The sequence below is a fragment of the Synechococcus sp. BS55D genome, from assembly GCF_004332415.1.
Taxonomy (GTDB): Bacteria; Cyanobacteriota; Cyanobacteriia; order PCC-6307; family Cyanobiaceae; genus Synechococcus_C.
In genome coordinates this window covers 143,687-160,857 of the sequence record NZ_PHQT01000003.1, presented here as the reverse complement: position 1 = coordinate 160,857, position 17,171 = coordinate 143,687, and the positions used below count along the sequence as shown (strand labels likewise).

Here is a 17,171-nt window from a genome sequence, read left to right as displayed (position 1 = left end):
TTGAAACGGCCTCGATTCGGCTTTCCCCACCAATCCGCGGATTCGAATGGTCACCTCCCTGTGGGACATTGACCTGCGGGTATCAGACCACCATGGCCAAACTTCTACGTTTTTCGGATGACTCCCGTGCCGCCCTCGAGCGGGGCGTGAATGCTCTCGCCGATGCGGTGCGCGTGACGATCGGCCCGCGTGGGCGCAATGTGGTGCTCGAGAAAAGCTTCGGCGCACCCGACATCGTCAACGACGGCGACACGATCGCCAAAGAGATCACCCTCGAGGATCCGTTTGAGAACCTCGGGGCCAAGCTGATCCAGCAGGTGGCGGCGAAAACCAAAGACAAAGCCGGTGACGGAACCACCACGGCGACCGTGTTGGCCCAAGCCATGGTCGAGGAGGGCCTGCGCAACACGGCAGCTGGCGCCAGCCCGATCGAGCTACGTCGTGGCATGGAGAAGGCCGTCGCTCAGGTGGTGGCCGGCCTCAAGCAGCGCAGCCAGAGCGTCTCCGGTTCTGCCATCCAGCAGGTCGCCACCGTCAGTTCCGGTGGTGATGAGGAAGTCGGCCGCATGGTGGCTGAAGCCATGGAGAAAGTGAGCGTCGACGGTGTGATCACTGTCGAAGAATCGAAGTCCTTGGCCACCGAGCTGGAAGTGACGGAAGGCATGGCCTTCGATCGCGGCTATTCCTCCCCCTACTTCGTCACCGATGGCGACCGTCAGGTGTGCGAATTCGAAAATGCACTCCTGTTGCTCACCGACCGCAAAGTGAGCGCCGTAGCCGACCTCGTGCCGGCGCTTGAGACCGTGCAGAAGACCGGCTCCCCGCTGGTGATCCTGGCCGAGGAAGTCGATGGAGAAGCCCTCGCCACTCTGGTGGTCAATAAGAACCGCGGTGTGCTCCAAGTTGCGGCAGTCAGGGCCCCCTCCTTTGGCGAGCGCCGCAAGGCAGCCCTTGCGGATATCGCAGTGCTCACGGGCGGCACGGTCATTAGTGAAGACCGGGCCATGACCCTCGACAAGGTGACCATCGCAGACTTGGGCCGAGCCCGTCGGATCACGATCACCAAGGAGAGCACCACGATTGTGGCCAACGATGACCACCGGGACGCCGTGGCAGCACGGGTGGCATCCATCCGCCGTGAACTGGAGAACACAGAGTCTGAGTACGACCGCGAAAAGCTGAATGAGCGGATCGCCAAGCTGGCCGGTGGCGTGGCGGTGATCAAGGTGGGAGCTCCAACGGAAACAGAGCTCAAGAACAAGAAACTGCGGATCGAGGATGCCCTCAATGCCACCCGGGCTGCCGTGGAAGAAGGCATCGTCGCCGGAGGCGGTTGCACACTGCTCCAGCTCTCCCGGGAACTGAATGCCCTAGCGGATCAACTCCTGGGTGATCAGCGCACCGGCGTGGAGATCGTGCAAAGGGCCCTGTCCGCTCCCCTGCGTCAGATCGCCATCAATGCCGGCGCAAACGGTGATGTGGTGGTTGAAGAGGTGCTCCGAAACAACCTTGGCTTCAACGCCATCACTGGAGCCTTCGAAGACCTGCTGCAGGCGGGCATTCTCGATGCGGCCAAAGTCATTCGCCTCGCCCTCCAGGATGCGGTCTCCATCGCCTCCCTCCTGATCACCACCGAGGTGGTGATCGCCGACAAACCAGAACCTCCGGCCCCCCCGGCTGGCGGCGGCGATCCCATGGGCGGTATGGGAGGCATGGGCGGTATGGGAGGCATGGGCGGTATGGGAGGCATGGGCGGTATGGGCATGCCCGGAATGATGTGATTCAGAGCTCAGAGGTAATGCACCAGCCGAGCATGCAAACGGCAGACCGTGAGCGCTTCCCGAGGGGGGCGCTTGCACAGTCTTCCGAGCTCTGCATTGAGCGCTTGCAGCTCTCCCATAGGCAGACCTGCAATCGGCATCCCCAAAAGCACCCCTCCAAGCAGAAGTGGCGCAAAGAAACGATGACCCATCGCCCATCTCACGCGTCTTGACCCATTCTGAGCACGGGACAGGATGGGCAGGTCGCTTTTAGATCGGTCTTCGCTTGCCTAGGGCGTTGCAGTACCCACGCACCTGAAGATCAACACCCGTGATCGCCGTGCCCACGACCACCAAGTCGGCTCCAGCGTCAAGGGCCTGCACGGCAGCATCGGCTGACGCGATACCACCTTCACAAATCAAGGAAACAGTCTCAGGCAGCTTCTCTCGCAAGGGCGCAAGCAGATTGAATCCAGGCGGTCGACAGCTCTGGGTCGCTTCCGTGTAGCCATACAACGTGGTTCCGACCCAGTGAAATCCCATGGCTGCAGCCCTCAAACCGTTGTCCACATTGTCGACATCGGCCATCAGAGGGGCATCCAGCTCAGATCGGGCCCTCTGCACGAGATCAGCGAGCTCCTCCCCATCGGGTCGCTGTCGCTCGGTCGCGTCGAGGGCAATCACATCGGCACCAGCCGCCCAGACGGCACGGATTTCCTCCCAGCGAGGGGTGATGTAAACGCTGCTGCCCGCAAAGGTGCGTTTCCAGAGGCCAATGATCAGCGCTTCAGGGCAGCGGCGACGGACGGCACCGATGTGCTCCGGACTCTCAAGGCGAACGCCTACAGCGCCGTTATCGAGACTCGCTTCAGCCATTGCTGCAATCACATCCGGATGGCGCATGGGCGAACCTTCCGGCGCCTGCACCGACACGATGAGGCCGCCGCGCAGGGTTGCCGGATCAGGAAAAGCCATGGTTCAGGAGGCCTTGGGCAGATCGCGGCCGTCGGATGGCAACCAACGACGCAGGCGCTTCAGGCTCGGCGGCGGGGGAGGAGGCAATTCGGATCGCTCCATCTCCGTCTTCGACGTGACGTTTGTGGTGCTGATCGGATCAGCGTTGCGGGGAAGGGGTTGGACCGTGGCGCTGACTGAATCAAAGCCGTCACGCAGGAGCGAGCGGAAGCGATTCAGCGCTGAATCCATGGGGGCCTGGTCAGGAACCTCCTCCAGATCCATCTGAGCAAGAACCGCTTCTTGCTGAAGCGGTTCCTGTTCGTTCGGCGCCTTCTCAAGAGCGTTCTCCTCGCTCAGGGCCAACGAAGGGCTGACCAGTCCTGGAGTCTCACGTGCAGGGGGCTCCACGGCAGACGATTGCTCCGTCTGAGGACCCCATGGCTTGGTGGCGGCAGCGGGAGCGGCCTCAGCCCCTTGCAGGCTGGCGACTCCAAAGCGATGCACCCATTGCATCTCCAGAAGAGCGATCACGCGTTGATCGCCCTGGTCGCGAGCAACCAGAAGACGCCGACGCAGGGACTCCTGACGTTGATGGGGCTGACGGAAGGAGAGATCGGTCACGGGGTCAGGCAAGTTTGCGATTCAACAGGGGACGGATCAGGAGAAACAGACCCGCGGTCAGGGCGGTGAGCACCAGCAGGCAGGTTGTGCCGCTGACCGACCCATAAGGAGCCTCCAGCAGAACTGCTGAGAGGTCGAGGGGGCCTGCATAGGCCGCCCGAATGGGCTCAATCGCGAAGGTAAGTGGATTCAGCGCCGCAAGCCAGCCCATCCAGGGCGGCATGAAGGAGAGCGGGGCCAGGGCGGTACTGGCAAACAGGAGCGGCAGATTGGCCACAAAGATCACAGCGATCAGCTCGATGTGCCCTGGCAACGCAAAGGCAAGCCCAAGACTGAGGGCCGTGACAGCAAACACCAGCAGCAACAGAGTGAGTAACACCAGAGCCAGGCCTGCTGTCCCGGGCCAGCCATAGCCCAAGAAGAAGGCAGTCACCATGATCGCCAGGCTCTGAACAAGGCTCAAGGTGGTGATGTACAGAACCGAAGCGAGCACGATCGAGCTGCGACTGCGCAGGGGGGCGACCAGCAGACGATTCAGAAAGCCGAATTCCCTGTCAAACATGACCGGCAAACCGGCGTTGAGCGCCCCACTGAAAGCGGTGAACACAATCACACCGGCGCCAAGGAAGCGCCCATAGCTCATCCCGCCAGGGAGGAGCCCCTCTGGCGCCCTTGAGAAAAGTGCACCGAATAACACCAGCCAGATCAGGGGCTGCAGCACGCCAGCGACCAGCGTGGAGGGACGGCGTTGCAACTGCAGGAACAGGCGCCGGGTCAGGGCCATGGTTTCCTGCAGCAGTTCAGCGAGCGCGGATGGTTCGGGTTGGGTCATCAGTGGAAGCAGGCGGGGAACAGATCAAGAACGAATGAACTCAACGCATGGACTGCTTGCGCTCCTGCTTGGGGTCGCGTTGACCAGCGACGGCAAGCTCCGCATCCATCAGGGTCCTGCCGGTCGCCTGCAGGTAAACGTCATCCAGGCTCGGCCGGCTCTGGGCGAGAGCAAAGACGGGCAAGCCCGCACCCTCGAGCTTGGCCCGCAGGCCTTGCAGAACTGACTCACCCTCAACAACAAGGTTGAGCGAATAACCCTGGGAACGGTTCACGACGATCTGCCGCACCCCCTCCACAGGTTCGAGCAGCGCGCAAAGCTGATCAGCCTCCTTCTGATCACTGAACTCCCTGACACGCAGGGTGACACGATCACCACCAAGCTGCTGCTTGAGGGCCTCAGGGGTGCCCTCCGCAATCACCCGGCCGGCATCAATGATGGCCATTGCATCGGCCAAAGCCTCTACCTCCTCCAGGTAGTGACTGCTCAGCAACACGGTGGTGCCTTGCTGGCGTAGTTCCCGCAACACCTGCCAGATCGCAGCGCGGCTTTCGATATCCAGACCGACCGTCGGCTCATCAAGAACCAGCACCCGAGGCTGATGGAGCAGTCCCGCTGCGAGATCGAGGCGGCGACGCATGCCACCGGAATAGGTCCCGCAACGACGGTCAATCCACTCCGCCATGGACAGCCGCTGCACGAGCTCTGCGATCCGTGCATCACGCACACCGCGTTGCAGGTGATACAAGTCGCCCTGCAGCTGAAGGAGTTCACGGCCGGTGAGGATCTTGTCGATCGCCACCTCCTGGGCGACATAACCCAGCAAACGCCTAACCCCTCGGGGATCCTTAAGGGCATCAACCCCTGCAACGCTCACACGGCCTGCGTCGGGGGCCAGCAGAGTGGCCAGGATCCGCAGGGTAGTGGTCTTGCCGGCTCCATTGGGTCCGAGCAACCCGTAAAGACAGCCCTCAGGAACCGTCAGGCTCAAGCCATCGAGAGCCTTGACCGCCCCGTAGGCCTTCTCAAGCTGAGTGAGCTCCAACACGAGCATCGGGCCTTTGCCTGCAGCGAATTGGGTGGAATCTAGGCAGAGGTGGGCGAGAGGCTCACAAGCCAGTGACCGATCGCAGCCTGGAGCTGGGCATCGAAGTGAGCCGCAGCAGGCAGACGGCTGATCACCAGCAGCAAACAGATCCCAAAGAGATAAAGAATCGACCAGCGGAACAGCCCCTTGGCCCGCTCGATGCTGTCGGGAGCAGCCGCCAGGTTCTCCACCATCTGCAGCAGTCGTCCATTAAATGGAAGCAACAGCAGCCCGTAGAGCAGCCCCCCTTCCGGTAAGGCGAGAACGCCAAGGGTGCTCAGCAAGACCGTGGCGAGGCCGTAGCGGCGAATCGCCCTGGCTGTGACCACAGGCCCCTTCACCACCGGCAGCATCGGGATTCCAACCGCCCGGTAGTCCTCGCGGAGCAGCAGTGCAAGGGCCCAGAAATGCGCGGGAGTCCAGACCATGACAAGAGCGAACAGCCACCAACCTCCAAGACCCACATGACCGGTGGCAGCAGCAGCGCCCACGAGGGGAGGAATCGCCCCGGCCACCCCGCCGATGACGATGTTCTGGGAGGTTCTCGGCTTCAGCAGGGCGGTGTAGAGAAGCACGTAGCTGCAAAGCCCGAGCAGGGAGAGGCCGGCGGCGAGACAATTCACGCCACTCACCAGCAGCAGAGCTGCGGCCAGCGTGCAGGACACAGCACCGAAGAAAGCGGCGGTGGGAGACAGACGTCCGGAGGGGAGAGCTCGCCCGCTGGTCCGTTGCATGCGTCCATCGAGCTCCTGTTCCCATAGGCAATTGAGAACTCCGGCTGCCGCAGCGGCAAGCGCACCGCCTCCCAGGGTGCAGGCCAAACGGGGGGAGGAGAGAGGCCACCCCTCCGTGAGGGCCATCCCGCCCAAGGTGGTGGCCAGCAAAAGAGGGATCAAACGGGGTTTTGCCACTTCCAGCCAAGCGGGCAACTTGACCCGCCGGCGTGAGGGCACGACGTCCTCGCGCGTGAGGGCAGCGGATGCAGGTGCGGTGGAACTAGCCATGCGCGGGCTCCAGGGTGGAGGGATCAAGGACAACGGGGAGCGGCCCCGGGGACAAGCAGGTCTGCCGGCGGCAAAGCAAGGCCGCCAGCAGGGCCACCAGAAGGGAGGCGACCAGTTGATGGGCAACAGTTACGGCCGGCTGAGAGAGCCCCAGGCGGAGTGTGAGGACCCCGAGGGTGATCTGGGTGCTGACAAGAGCAGCCAGCCCCAGCAGCAGCGGCCACTGACGCCGGGCCCAGCCCCCTGCCAGCAGAGCGATGGCCACAAAACCCAGCACACAGATCGCCACGGGGGTGGCTGCACTGCGATGCCAGTGCAGCCATTGGCAGGACTGCCCGGCCTCGAGGCAGCGTTGGGCAGCCCAGGAGGTAGCCATACGGCCTCCTAGCAAGCACTGGCTGGCGACGGCCAGAAGACTGAGCGCGGCGAGACAACGCCACCACAGGGGGGCAGCCTCGAAACGTGAACCGTGGGAGACCTGATCGCTCGATACCTTGGGCTCGATGGGAGCAAGCAACAGCTGACTGCTGCCACTGACCAAGGCCAGGAGGGTCAGAGCCAGGGCCAGATGAGCGGTCACAACGCCGGAAGGCAGAAGCTGAAGCACCGTGAGTGCACCCAGGCCTCCCTGGGCAAGCACCAAAACCAGCAACAGGGCACTCAGGGGAAGGAACCATCCCGGCAACTGCCGGCGCCACCACCAGGCAACAGCGAGCTGCACCACTAGAGCCATGCCCACCACGAAGGCATCGAGCCGGTGAAACCATTCCAGAAACACCTGCACATTCATCTGCCGCCCCGGCAAGAAAGAGCCGTAGCAAAGGGGCCAATCAGGGCAGGCGAGGCCCGCCTCCATGACGCGAGTGGCACCACCGATGACCACAAGTGCAACCAGGGCAACGACGAGATGACAGGCGAGCAGTGCCAACCGGCGACGGATCGGAACCAGGGATGAGCTGATCAAGGATCGATCCCTCCTGGTAGGGAGTGGTGTGTTTCCGGAACGTAGCGATTGCCGTCCTGCGTGCACGTTGTGTGGCCTACTGCAACACCAAGACCACACAAACGTCTCTCTTCCCTGACAAGAGACCGTCGCTTGTTTCAATGAACAATCGGGGGCAAGGGCTCAAAACCGAAGCCACACAAGGGCTTGCCTGGGAATTTCCAACCGTCTTAAGAATCCACGCGTGGTGATCACCCGGCAGCCTCCATAGCCTGAAACAACTCACGGATGAGCCGTGCCGATCCCTCCATCGATCATCACGCTTGTGCTGGGGATGATCCTGGTGCTTGGAGGCCTGTGGATCGGACAGAACGTCAACCTTCTGCCTGTTGATGCAAGCGCGAATGCGCCGATTTACGACGAACTTTTCCGTGTTCTCTTCAGCATCGGCACGATCTTGTTCCTTGGGATCGTTGGCTTGGTGGTCTTTAGCCTGATCCGCTTCCGCAGACGCTCTGGCGAGTTGTCTGATGGTCTTGCGATCGAAGGCAATCTTCCGCTCGAAATCTTCTGGACTGCCGTTCCTGCTGTTGTCGTGCTGTTCATCGGACTGTTCAGCTACGACATCTATGAACGCATGGGTGGAATGGCGCCCTTGGACCATGCCGCCATGGGACACGCCGCTATGGATCACGCCTCCTCGAACCAAGGAAGCGGTGCTGAACAACGGGTATGGGGTGGAATCGGCACACCGGTACTCACCGCATCCGAGCAGGGCACACCTGTATCACCTCTCCCAGTGGAGGTGACCGCCATGCAGTTCGCGTTCCTCTTTCGCTACCCAAAAGGTGACTTCATCTCAGGCGAATTGCATGTACCCGTCGGCCAACCCGTCAGCCTCAGCATGGAAGCCAAGGATGTGATCCATGCCTTCTGGGTCCCTGAATTCAGGCTGAAGCAAGACGTGATTCCAGGACAGCCCACCGTGTTGAACTTCACGCCTACCAGGGCGGGGCGTTATCCGATCGTCTGCGCCGAACTCTGCGGGCCTTATCACGGCGGCATGCGATCCACGGTGGTCGTGGAGGAACAGGACGCTTTCGACAACTGGTTTGCTCAGAACAACAAGATCACAGCCACTGACACATGACCGCCACTCTTCCAGCTCAAAGCGAGCATCCATCACCTTCCCTGCAACCGCAGGGCTGGCTGCGATATTTCAGTTTCAGCGTTGATCACAAAGTGATCGGCCTCCAGTACCTGGTGTGCGGCTTTGCGTTTTACCTGATTGGTGGCGCCTTAGCGGGAGCGATTCGCACCGAATTGGTCAGTCCTCTCTCCGACTTCATGCCCAGAGAGGTCTACAACCAGGTGCTCACCCTGCACGGAACGGTGATGATCTTTCTCTGGATCGTTCCCGTGGTGAACGGTGCTTTCGGTAACTATCTGATTCCCTTCTACGTGGGCGCACGGGACATGGCCTTTCCAAGGCTGAATGCCGTGGCCTTTTGGCTGATCCCTCCAGCAGGCCTGCTGCTGATCAGCAGTTATTTCATCACCGGTGCCGCCCAGTCAGGATGGACCGCCTATCCCCCTCTTAGCATCACAACCCCAGCCAGTGGGCAGATCATCTGGATCCTGAGCGTGCTTTTACTGGGGGGGAGTTCCATCTTTGGCGGGATCAATTTCATCGCGACGATCCTGAAGCTCAGGCGCCCAGGCCTCAAGATGATGCAATTGCCCATGTATTGCTGGGCAATGCTGGGCACCAGCATTCTCGTCGTGCTCTCCACCCCAGTGTTGGCTGGCACACTGATTCTCTTGAGCTTTGACATCGTCGCTCATACCGGTTTTTTCAATCCTGGACTGGGGGGCAACGTCGTGGTCTATCAACATCTCTTCTGGTTCTATTCTCATCCAGCGGTTTACATCATGGTGCTGCCTGCCTTCGGGCTGGTGAGTGAAATACTGCCGGTGCACTGCCGCAAACCTCTGTTCGGCTACGCCACCATGGTGGTATCAATCATGGCGATTGTTGTGCTGGGGCTGGTGGTCTGGGCCCATCACATGTTCACGAGTGGCACACCACCGTGGATGCGCCTTTTCTTCACGATCGCAACAGCCTTCATCGCCGTCCCGACGGGAATCAAATTCTTCAATTGGCTTGCAACTCTCTGGGGTGGACGCATCTCACTCAACAGTGCCGTGCTCTTTTCCTGCGGCTTCATCATCAATTTCGTGCTTGGAGGCATCACAGGCGTGGCACTCGCCCAGGTGCCATTCGACGTGCATGTGCATGACACCTACTTCGTTGTTGCGCACTTTCACTACATCGTCTACGGAGGCTCGGTGTTTGTGATCTTCGCCTCGATCTACCACTGGTATCCCAAGGTCACGGGCCGGCTGCTGAATGAGTCGATCGGCCGCCTGCACTTTTTGCTCACATTCGTCGGCTTCAACCTCTGTTTCGCCCCCCAGCACTGGCTCGGTCTCAACGGCATGCCCAGACGCGTGGCCGAATACGACCCGCAATTCGCCTTCATCAATCAATTGAGCAGTGTCGGAGCCTTGCTGATGGCGATCAGCACCCTTCCCTTCCTCTGGAACGTGATCATGAGTGCCTTCAACGGGGAAATCGCTGGAGACAATCCCTGGCGGGCCCTCACTCCGGAATGGCTCACCAGCTCGCCACCTCCAGTGGAGAACTGGGAAGGGGAAGCCCCTCTGGTAACCGAGCCCTATGGCTACGGCGTTCCGGCAGAACAACTTGATCTTCAGGCCGCCAGCGGCCGTGACCTCTGGAGCAACGGCCGATGACGACACTCACCCCATCCGAAACCGACCTGAACCTCGACCATGCCGGCGAGACACACGCCGATCACCGCATGTTCGGGCTAGCCACCTTCCTGGTGGCGGATGCCATGACCTTCGCGGGTTTCTTCGCCGCCTATCTCACCTTCAAGGCGGTGAATCCATTGCCGGCTGGCGCGATTTACGAGCTGGAACTGCCTTTACCGATTCTCAACACCGTGCTGCTGCTTGTGAGCAGCTTCACGTTTCACCGGGCCGGCGCCAATCTTCGTCGCAGCATGCATCAGCGCTGCCGTCTGTGGCTCCTGATCTCAGCGGCCCTGGGCTTCGCCTTTCTGGTCAGCCAGATGGTCGAATACTTCACATTGCCCTTCGGCCTAACAGACAATCTCTACGCGAGCACCTTCTATGCCCTCACAGGGTTTCACGGCCTTCACGTGACACTTGGAGCCCTGATGATTCTGATTGTCTGGTGGCAGTGCCGCACACCGTCAGGCCGAATCACAGCGCAGAACCACTTCCCCCTCGAAGCGGCCGAGCTCTACTGGCATTTCGTTGATGGCATCTGGGTGATTCTGTTTGTGATTCTCTACCTGCTCTGAGCCCCAAGGAGCTCAGGAAAGGCTGAATCGCTTGCCTGGGTTGCGATCTCCAGCCACAATTCATACAAATTCCATCGCTCAGATGCTGGTCGGTCAGGAACTGCTCGATAAGGCAAGGGCCCTCAGTAACCGTCCTGAGGATGAAATTGCTCGGGGTTGCGGATATGTCGGCCCAAGCGGCAGGGTGCTTCGCAAGAGTTTCTATCGCGCCCTTGTCGAAGCCAAGGGCTACAAACTGCCGTCCAATTCAGGCAGTGACGGCGGTGGCACCCGCGGACGCCAGGCTGAATTCCGCACACGGGTGCATGGCAATGGCAATCTGCTCATCGGCCATGCCTACACGCGACGATTGGGCTTGGAGCCCGGGCAGGAGTTCCGGATCGAGCTGCACCGCGACTCCGGTTCGATCTGGCTGCTGCCGCTCGATGAACCAGCAGCAGAACCACTGGGCGGCCAGGATCAGGAGAACGCCTGAGGCCTGGCCGCAGTGCTGATCAGGCCAGGGCCGGAGGGTCCTGGTCATCGTGAATCACCGAACTGAAGGCAATCAGTTCGATGCCACTGAACAGGAAGCTGATACCCACGAGGGTCCCCAGCACCCAGAGCAACCCCCAGAACTTGAGGGTGACGATCAGCAGGCCCAGGATGAAGGTGATCACGCCATTCGCGATCGCCCAGCCTGCGCCAGGACGGTTGCTGCTGGCCAGACCGCTGAAGAAGGCGACCACGCCTTCCACCAAGAAGACGATGCCGATCGCCAGAGCAAAAGCAGCTACCTGCTCCGCTGCCTCCACGGGATCGCGGAAATTGCTGATCATCGAGCCACCGGCCACGATGAACAGGGTCGACACCACAAGGCGCCAGAAGCACACCCAGCGGCCCATGCGTCCTGAGCGGGCCAGGTTGCTGATCCAGCCGACCAGTCCACCAATGAGGAAGAGCACGGCAATGACGCCGGTGGTCCAGAACGAAGCGATCACAGGGAAGATCAGCGCCAGGATCCCCAGCACAATCAGAAGAATGCCTTCGGCGATGGCGAAGGCTTTGAAGCTGCCCAGAGAATCGGGGCGCCCGTCGGCAGTCATGAAACGTTCGGAATGAACAACCACTGCAAGGTATTGACGATTTCAGCAATCGACCAGGACCTGTGATCGTTTCTCAGTGCCAGCCATGGCCTGCCAGCCAGGCAGCCGTGAGCTCCTCCCCAGCATGGGACCGCCCTGCGAGCAGGCGTTCGGTGTAGCGGGCGATCACATCCACCTCCAGATTGACCGCATCACCAGGTTTCAGGTCCCGCAGAGCTGTTGATGCCCAGGTATGGGGAATCACCGCGATCCAGAAACGCCGCCCCTCCTCGGCAGTGCCCGCCACCGTGAGGCTGATGCCATCCACCGTGATGCTGCCCTTTTCACAGATGTAACGCTCATGGCCGGGATCGCGCCAGCGCAACTCCACACGCCATGACTGGGGAAGAGCCTCCACCGCCATCACCTCGCCAGCCCCATCCACATGGCCAGTCACCAAGTGCCCCCCCAGCCGATCGGCCAGACGCAGCGCCGGCTCCAGATTCACTGATCCACCGCGGGACGCCTTCGCGCCAAGCGTGGTGCGCTGAAGGGTCTCCTCACTGACATCCGCCAGAAAACCGTCGGCAACCAGAGCCGCCACCGTCAAACAGACCCCATCCACCGCAACGCTGTCTCCAAGCTGCAAAGGAGCAAAGGGTTGGCAGCCGGTCACCAGCAGACCTGCACCACGCCGCTCCACTTGGCCCACTGCCTGCACCAGACCCGTGAACATCGCACCCACCTGCGGCCCCTCGCCTGGTCATAATCGAATCAGGGCAGGAGTGACAGTGGTTGAGATGCACGTCGCCGGAATTGCCCTGGATGCGGCCAGCCGCAGCCCGATCGTGCTGCTGCGCGATCCCTCCGGCAGGCGCCAGGTGCCGATCTGGATCGACCAGGCGCAGGCCCACAACATCATGGCCGGCATCCAAGACGAGCCCCCCCCGCGCCCCCTGAGCCACGACCTGATGGTGGCGCTGCTGGAGGCCGGTGGCCTCTCCCTGGAGCGGGTGATCATCCATGCGATTGAGGAGAACACCTTCCGGGCGGTGCTGAAACTCGGTGTGAGCGGAGCCGGGAGCGAACCGTCCGGCGACGCCACCGAAGGCGAAGGGGAGAGCGTCATGAAGGACGCTGACCAGGCAGAGGCCCAATCCCGCCCGGATGACGAAAGCGTCCAGAACACTGCCAATATCCAGGAGGTGGATGCGCGTCCCAGCGACGCCATTGCCTTGGCAATCCGCACTGGCAGCGGCATCTGGATGCTGGAGGAAGTCGTTGCGGAAGCCTCCATCCCAGTGGATGCCGAAGCCGATAGCGAGGAGCAAGACGCTTTCCGCCGCTTCCTCGATCAGGTGAGTCCCGCCGCTCTGGTCCGCCACCTCGAATCCCGCCAGCCAGAGGAAGGATCTGGGGCGGACCCTGCCCCCGAAGGATGACCACGGCGGTGCGACGCCCCTTCGGAAGAGGGCCCGCCGTCAGCTTGTTCACACTTGGAACGATGCGGGCGCTCGCCGCTCCGGATCAGATGGAAGCGATCGTGCGAGCCGCGATCGACGCTGGCATCAATCACCTTGAAACGGCACCCGCCTACGGCCCTGCTGAAACCTTTCTCGGCGCTGCTCTCTCCCGTCTGATGCACGAAGGACTGGCACCGGAGGGAGGCTGGCTGATCACCAGCAAGATCCTGCCGGGCGCGGGCTTGGCGGAGGGCCGCCGTCAGCTGCTCGCCAGCCTGAAACGACTGGGGCAGACCCGACTCGACAACCTGGCGGTGCACGGCATCAACCGGGAGGAGCACCTGCAATGGGCCCTTGAGGGGGACGGACGGGAGCTGCTGATCTGGGCCGAGGCGGAAGGACTGGTGGGCCAGGTGGGTTTCAGCAGCCATGGATCCCACGACCTGATCGCCAAAGCGATCGACAGCGGCGTCTTCGGCTTCTGCAACCTGCATCTGCATCTGCTCGACCCCAGCCGCCTGGATCTGGCCCGCGGAGCTCTCGCTCACGGGATGGGAGTGCTGGCGATCTCACCGGCTGACAAAGGCGGTCGGCTCTGGGATCCGAGCCCCACCATGGTGGAGGACTGCGCGCCCATCTATCCCCTCGAACTGGCCTACCGCTTCCTGCTGGCGGAGGGGATCTCCACCCTGACCGTGGGTGCCAGCCGTCCAGGGGAGCTGGCTCTGGTCAAACGGCTAGCCCATGCCGACGGCGCACTCACCAGCACGGAACAGGCGGTGCTTGATCGGCTTGGGATACGGAGGCGGGAGCGGCTCGGCAGCCAGCACTGTGAACAGTGCCGCGCCTGCCTGCCCTGCCCCAGGGAGGTGCCGATCCCCGAGCTGCTTCGGCTTCGCAATCTGAGGCTGGGGCATGACATGCAAGCCTTCTGCGAGGAGCGTTACAACCTGATCGGCCGTGCAGGCCACTGGTGGGAGGAGGTGGATGCCAGCCTCTGCAACCGCTGCGGCGACTGCCTGCCCCGCTGCCCTCACCAGCTCCCGATTCCCGAGTTATTGGCGGAGACCCACCAGTTGCTTGCAGCAGCACCAAGACGGCGCCTCTGGGGCTGATTCAGGGAGCGGCATCCCGCCAGCGCTGACTGAGCTGCTCAGCGGCCGCCGTCTTCAAGGGGGAAAGGCTCCAGCAACGAGCCCACACCGCCGCTTTCGGCAGCACGAGCGCACGAAAACTGGCCGGAACGGCATCTCGCTGTGCATCCAGAAGCTCCTCCGCAAGCGGCGGACGCCAGCCGCGCCCAAGAAGCGGTCGAAGCAAGGGTGTCCCCCAGGCATCCTCGACCCAGGCCTGGGGCAGAGGCTCACGGCTGGATGCGGGACGCATGAGCAAGGTCCAGTGCAACGGTGCACCGGAGTCGGGCAAGACGGCGCGCAAGCGAGGGTCCCGGCGAAGAGCCTGAATGCAGCGCTGAAGAGGAAGCACCGCCACCCTCGCCTTTCCCTGAAGCAACCAGTTCAGACCCTGCTGATCATCAAGGGTGAGCGCCGCGGAGCGCAGCCGGGCAAGGCTTTCCGCGCCAGGGATCTGATCGGCAAGCTCCATCACCAACCGTGGACTGGCGGGAAGCACCACCTGCCCCTTGAAGTCCGGGTCAAGCAGGAGCTGCCAACCGCGCTCCGAGGCACCATCCAGGCCATCCAAGCCCCGGAAGAGCATCACCCAGGGAGTGACAGCCACTGGAAGCACACGGGAGGCGCGCTCGGCCCCCAGCAACTCCAGGTAACGCCTGGCCTGCCCGGCCAGTCGAGCCTGAAGGGGCGCTGCTGCAATCGGTTGGAAGTCTGCATCCGTGGTGGTCGGCAACCAGCCATCGCTCAGAGCGAGCAGATCGGCGGAGCGGTCCAGACGCCAGGGGGCCACTCCCGAGCCCCCAGTCAGCTCCAAAGGCTCGAAACGCCAGGGCCTGGGCAATCGGCGACGCCACAGGGCCGGAAGGATCTCCGGAGCAGCCTGAAGCAGGGGAGCCGATGCACCACGCGTACAACCGGCAAGGGCTGTGAGCCCCAAAACGCCTCCGAGCTGCAGCACTTGGCGACGCCGGAGCCCTGGGGTCGAAGGAACGCGCAACCTGGTCATGGCCCGACCCTACTGGCGCTGCAGTCGATCCAAACCCTCTTCACAGCTCTCCTGAAGCTCAGCAGGACTGACGCCGCGCAACTGAGCCAGCAAAGCAAGCGCACCGGCGCCAACACCCTCCTTCACATGGCCATGCTCGTAATCCTGCAGGGCTTGGTGCCGACTGGCCACGAATCGCAGGCCACTGGTCAGGGCCAGGAGCTCCACCCCCATGGCCCCCTGCAGGCAGGTCAGCAGTCGGGAAAGTGCGGGCGGGCTCCCAGGCTGCAGACCCTCAAGCTGCTCGCTCCCCAGCCAGGCGGTGGTGCCAAGCACCACCTGAGCAGCCAAAGCCGCGCGTCCGCGAGGGGGCAGGGCCGCCAAGGCAAGCGCCAACACAGCCACCATCTGGCTGCCCCCACCCAGCAACAGGGGCTGACCGCTCTCCAAGGCCCCGACCAGCAGCCCCGCTGCTACGGCTTGAAAGGGATCCCCCACAGCCGCAAGAAGCAAGCCCGGGGTCGGAGCTGCCCCCAGATCAGCCCGCCTCAACCCCTCCGCCACCAGCCGCTGCTTCAACACCATGGGGGGATGCAAGGCGCTGCCTCCCACCAAACCGGCAACGGACAAGCCCAAACCCTGGAGCACCGCCTGCGCCGTGGTGGTGCCCCCCGGCACGCATTCCGCCAGCAGCAATGGACGCCGCAAGCCGCGACCAATCTGCATCCCCCGACTCCAGAGGCGCTCCACGCGTGTTGATGTCATGGCCTGGCCGCTACTCAGGCAGGCCGCCGGCCCCTCGATGAGGGGTTCCAGGCGCAGATGAACAAAAGGAGGCGGCTCCGCCAACCCGAGGGCCACCACCAGGGGCTGCAGACCAAGCCTCTGGCTGGCCACCCAGCTGATCAACGCCGGTGATACGCCTGCTGGCAGAGGCGGTAGGGGCCACTGGGGACGGTGGTCCGGTCCGTACAGCAGCAACTCGGCATCGGCGAGTGCGGTGTAGCGGCGTGAGGCGGCCGACGAGCCGGCCGCCGAAATGCCCTCCACCTCCGCAGTGGCCGTGGCCGCCAACAGCAACAACAGATCAGGCTGTTGGCTGGAATCGCGCCAGGGAGCGAGTGCCGACTCGATCCGCTCGGGCCAGGAGGCTGGCAGCGGCTGTGGGCTGAGCCATTGGCAGCCGACGGGCAGAGGCGGTGACGGGACGGACGCTGCCATGGCGACACCTCCTGGAGGGTTGGGTCTCAGAGGGGATCCAATGCCACCAACCCCTTGAGCTGAGGAGGGGGAGCGGGCACCGGAGCCTGTAGACGCGGAAAGATCCAATAGGCGAGCGCATGCAGAGCCAGCACATAAACCAGCTGTTGAAACAACACCAGGGCCAGGGCCATCAGCTGGACCTCCGCGAGATCGGGAGATAGAGGAAGCCTCAATAGATCCACCAGACGATCCAGCAATCCGGCCCCAGCGCGGGTGATCACGATCCAGAGGTTTTCACCCAGAAGCAGGGAAAGCGCCAGCACTCGCACGAGAAAACCCACCGCACCCAGCACGAGACCGATTCCCCAGCTCAGCCACCAGCTCCGCTGCTGACTCCAGCACCAACCCAGCCAGAGCGACAGCAGGCCGTAGGGGAACAGCATGAGCGGTCCCCGCACCGGTCCCATCAGAGCGGTCAGCAACAACAACGACACCGCCACCCCCTCGAGGCCGGCCCTCCAGCCACGACGAATGAGCAGCAGAGCAAGGGGCAGGGGCAGGGCCAGACGGAACAGGGCACCCCCCACCGGCAAGTAATACAGCGCCAGCCAGATCAGGGCAGCAGCAGCAGCCAGGTAGGAGGTTTCCATCATGCGCAAAGCCTGTCGGCGGCTTGTCGGCGCTGGGGAAGCGGATGACCGCGAGG

General features: G+C 62.6%; 19 protein-coding genes. 7 read left to right on the top strand and 12 right to left on the bottom strand.

Features of this window, described 5'->3' with window-relative positions; genetic code table 11:
- Positions 1–92 precede the first annotated feature (92 nt).
- The gene (groL, locus tag CWE16_RS07660) at positions 93–1,781 is read left to right on the top strand and encodes a chaperonin GroEL (RefSeq protein ID WP_131594400.1); all 1,689 of its coding nucleotides are present in this window, start codon (positions 93–95) and stop codon (positions 1,779–1,781) included.
- Between the two features lie 8 nt (positions 1,782–1,789).
- Here the strand turns inward: groL and CWE16_RS07655 are convergent, their stop codons facing one another.
- Genes CWE16_RS07655 through CWE16_RS07625 form a run of 7 tightly spaced genes read right to left on the bottom strand, consistent with a single transcriptional unit; the run spans position 1,790 to position 7,225 of the window.
- Complete coding sequence (locus tag CWE16_RS07655; protein ID WP_131454610.1) at positions 1,790–1,972, bottom strand: hypothetical protein; 183 nt, start codon at positions 1,970–1,972, stop codon at positions 1,790–1,792.
- Positions 1,973–2,030: 58 nt separating this feature from the next.
- The gene (locus CWE16_RS07650; protein ID WP_131594398.1) at positions 2,031–2,735 is read right to left on the bottom strand and encodes an N-acetylmannosamine-6-phosphate 2-epimerase; all 705 of its coding nucleotides are present in this window, start codon (positions 2,733–2,735) and stop codon (positions 2,031–2,033) included.
- A 3-nt stretch (positions 2,736–2,738) separates the two neighbouring features.
- Entirely contained in the window at positions 2,739–3,338 is a 600-nt protein-coding gene (locus CWE16_RS07645) for a hypothetical protein (protein ID WP_131594396.1), read from the bottom strand.
- A gap of 4 nt (positions 3,339–3,342) precedes the next feature.
- Positions 3,343–4,170: an ABC transporter permease gene (locus tag CWE16_RS07640; RefSeq protein WP_131594394.1), complete on the bottom strand. Its 828-nt coding sequence runs from the start codon at positions 4,168–4,170 to the stop codon at positions 3,343–3,345.
- 40 nt (positions 4,171–4,210) lie between these two features.
- The gene (locus CWE16_RS07635) at positions 4,211–5,224 is read right to left on the bottom strand and encodes an ABC transporter ATP-binding protein (protein WP_131594392.1); all 1,014 of its coding nucleotides are present in this window, start codon (positions 5,222–5,224) and stop codon (positions 4,211–4,213) included.
- A gap of 32 nt (positions 5,225–5,256) precedes the next feature.
- Complete coding sequence (locus tag CWE16_RS07630) at positions 5,257–6,261, bottom strand: heme o synthase (RefSeq protein WP_131594390.1); 1,005 nt, start codon at positions 6,259–6,261, stop codon at positions 5,257–5,259.
- Positions 6,254–7,225: a COX15/CtaA family protein gene (locus tag CWE16_RS07625; protein WP_131594388.1), complete on the bottom strand. Its 972-nt coding sequence runs from the start codon at positions 7,223–7,225 to the stop codon at positions 6,254–6,256. The genes CWE16_RS07630 and CWE16_RS07625 overlap by 8 nt, the downstream gene beginning before the upstream one ends.
- A 274-nt stretch (positions 7,226–7,499) precedes the next feature.
- On the opposite strand from CWE16_RS07625, the gene CWE16_RS07620 reads away from it, so the two are divergent.
- The 4 genes from CWE16_RS07620 (at position 7,500) to CWE16_RS07605 (ending at position 11,092) form a co-directional block, all read left to right on the top strand.
- A complete protein-coding gene (locus tag CWE16_RS07620; RefSeq protein ID WP_131594386.1) occupies positions 7,500–8,354 on the top strand; it encodes a cytochrome c oxidase subunit II in 855 nt (284 codons plus the stop codon).
- Complete coding sequence (ctaD, locus tag CWE16_RS07615) at positions 8,351–10,021, top strand: cytochrome c oxidase subunit I (RefSeq protein ID WP_131594384.1); 1,671 nt, start codon at positions 8,351–8,353, stop codon at positions 10,019–10,021. Before CWE16_RS07620 ends, ctaD begins: the two co-directional genes overlap by 4 nt.
- On the top strand, positions 10,018–10,617 hold the full coding sequence (locus CWE16_RS07610) for a cytochrome c oxidase subunit 3 (RefSeq protein WP_131454619.1): 600 nt from the start codon (positions 10,018–10,020) through the stop codon (positions 10,615–10,617). Before ctaD ends, CWE16_RS07610 begins: the two co-directional genes overlap by 4 nt.
- 82 nt (positions 10,618–10,699) lie before the next feature.
- Positions 10,700–11,092 (top strand): AbrB family transcriptional regulator, encoded by a 393-nt coding sequence (locus CWE16_RS07605; RefSeq protein ID WP_131594382.1) that lies wholly within the window; start codon positions 10,700–10,702, stop codon positions 11,090–11,092.
- A 19-nt stretch (positions 11,093–11,111) separates the two neighbouring features.
- Here CWE16_RS07605 and CWE16_RS07600 read toward each other — a convergent pair whose 3' ends face one another.
- Together CWE16_RS07600 and CWE16_RS07595 are read right to left on the bottom strand one after the other, a co-directional pair.
- Positions 11,112–11,702, bottom strand: coding sequence for an HdeD family acid-resistance protein (locus CWE16_RS07600; RefSeq protein ID WP_131454621.1), 591 nt, complete (start codon positions 11,700–11,702; stop codon positions 11,112–11,114).
- A 73-nt stretch (positions 11,703–11,775) separates the two neighbouring features.
- Positions 11,776–12,417: a riboflavin synthase gene (locus tag CWE16_RS07595; RefSeq protein WP_131594380.1), complete on the bottom strand. Its 642-nt coding sequence runs from the start codon at positions 12,415–12,417 to the stop codon at positions 11,776–11,778.
- A 64-nt stretch (positions 12,418–12,481) separates the two neighbouring features.
- On the opposite strand from CWE16_RS07595, the gene CWE16_RS07590 reads away from it, so the two are divergent.
- Entirely contained in the window at positions 12,482–13,123 is a 642-nt protein-coding gene (locus tag CWE16_RS07590) for a bifunctional nuclease family protein (protein WP_131594378.1), read from the top strand.
- Positions 13,120–14,259 (top strand): aldo/keto reductase, encoded by a 1,140-nt coding sequence (locus tag CWE16_RS07585; protein WP_131594376.1) that lies wholly within the window; start codon positions 13,120–13,122, stop codon positions 14,257–14,259. The genes CWE16_RS07590 and CWE16_RS07585 overlap by 4 nt, the downstream gene beginning before the upstream one ends.
- Before the next feature lies 1 nt (position 14,260).
- Here CWE16_RS07585 and CWE16_RS07580 read toward each other — a convergent pair whose 3' ends face one another.
- The 3 genes from CWE16_RS07580 to CWE16_RS07570 are packed head-to-tail and all read right to left on the bottom strand — an operon-like array spanning position 14,261 to position 17,115.
- On the bottom strand, positions 14,261–15,283 hold the full coding sequence (locus CWE16_RS07580; RefSeq protein WP_131594374.1) for an ABC transporter substrate-binding protein: 1,023 nt from the start codon (positions 15,281–15,283) through the stop codon (positions 14,261–14,263).
- 9 nt (positions 15,284–15,292) lie between these two features.
- Positions 15,293–16,483 (bottom strand): nicotinate-nucleotide--dimethylbenzimidazole phosphoribosyltransferase, encoded by a 1,191-nt coding sequence (locus tag CWE16_RS07575; RefSeq protein ID WP_131594372.1) that lies wholly within the window; start codon positions 16,481–16,483, stop codon positions 15,293–15,295.
- A 26-nt stretch (positions 16,484–16,509) separates the two neighbouring features.
- On the bottom strand, positions 16,510–17,115 hold the full coding sequence (locus CWE16_RS07570) for a DUF2232 domain-containing protein (protein ID WP_236629638.1): 606 nt from the start codon (positions 17,113–17,115) through the stop codon (positions 16,510–16,512).
- Positions 17,116–17,171 lie beyond the last annotated feature (56 nt).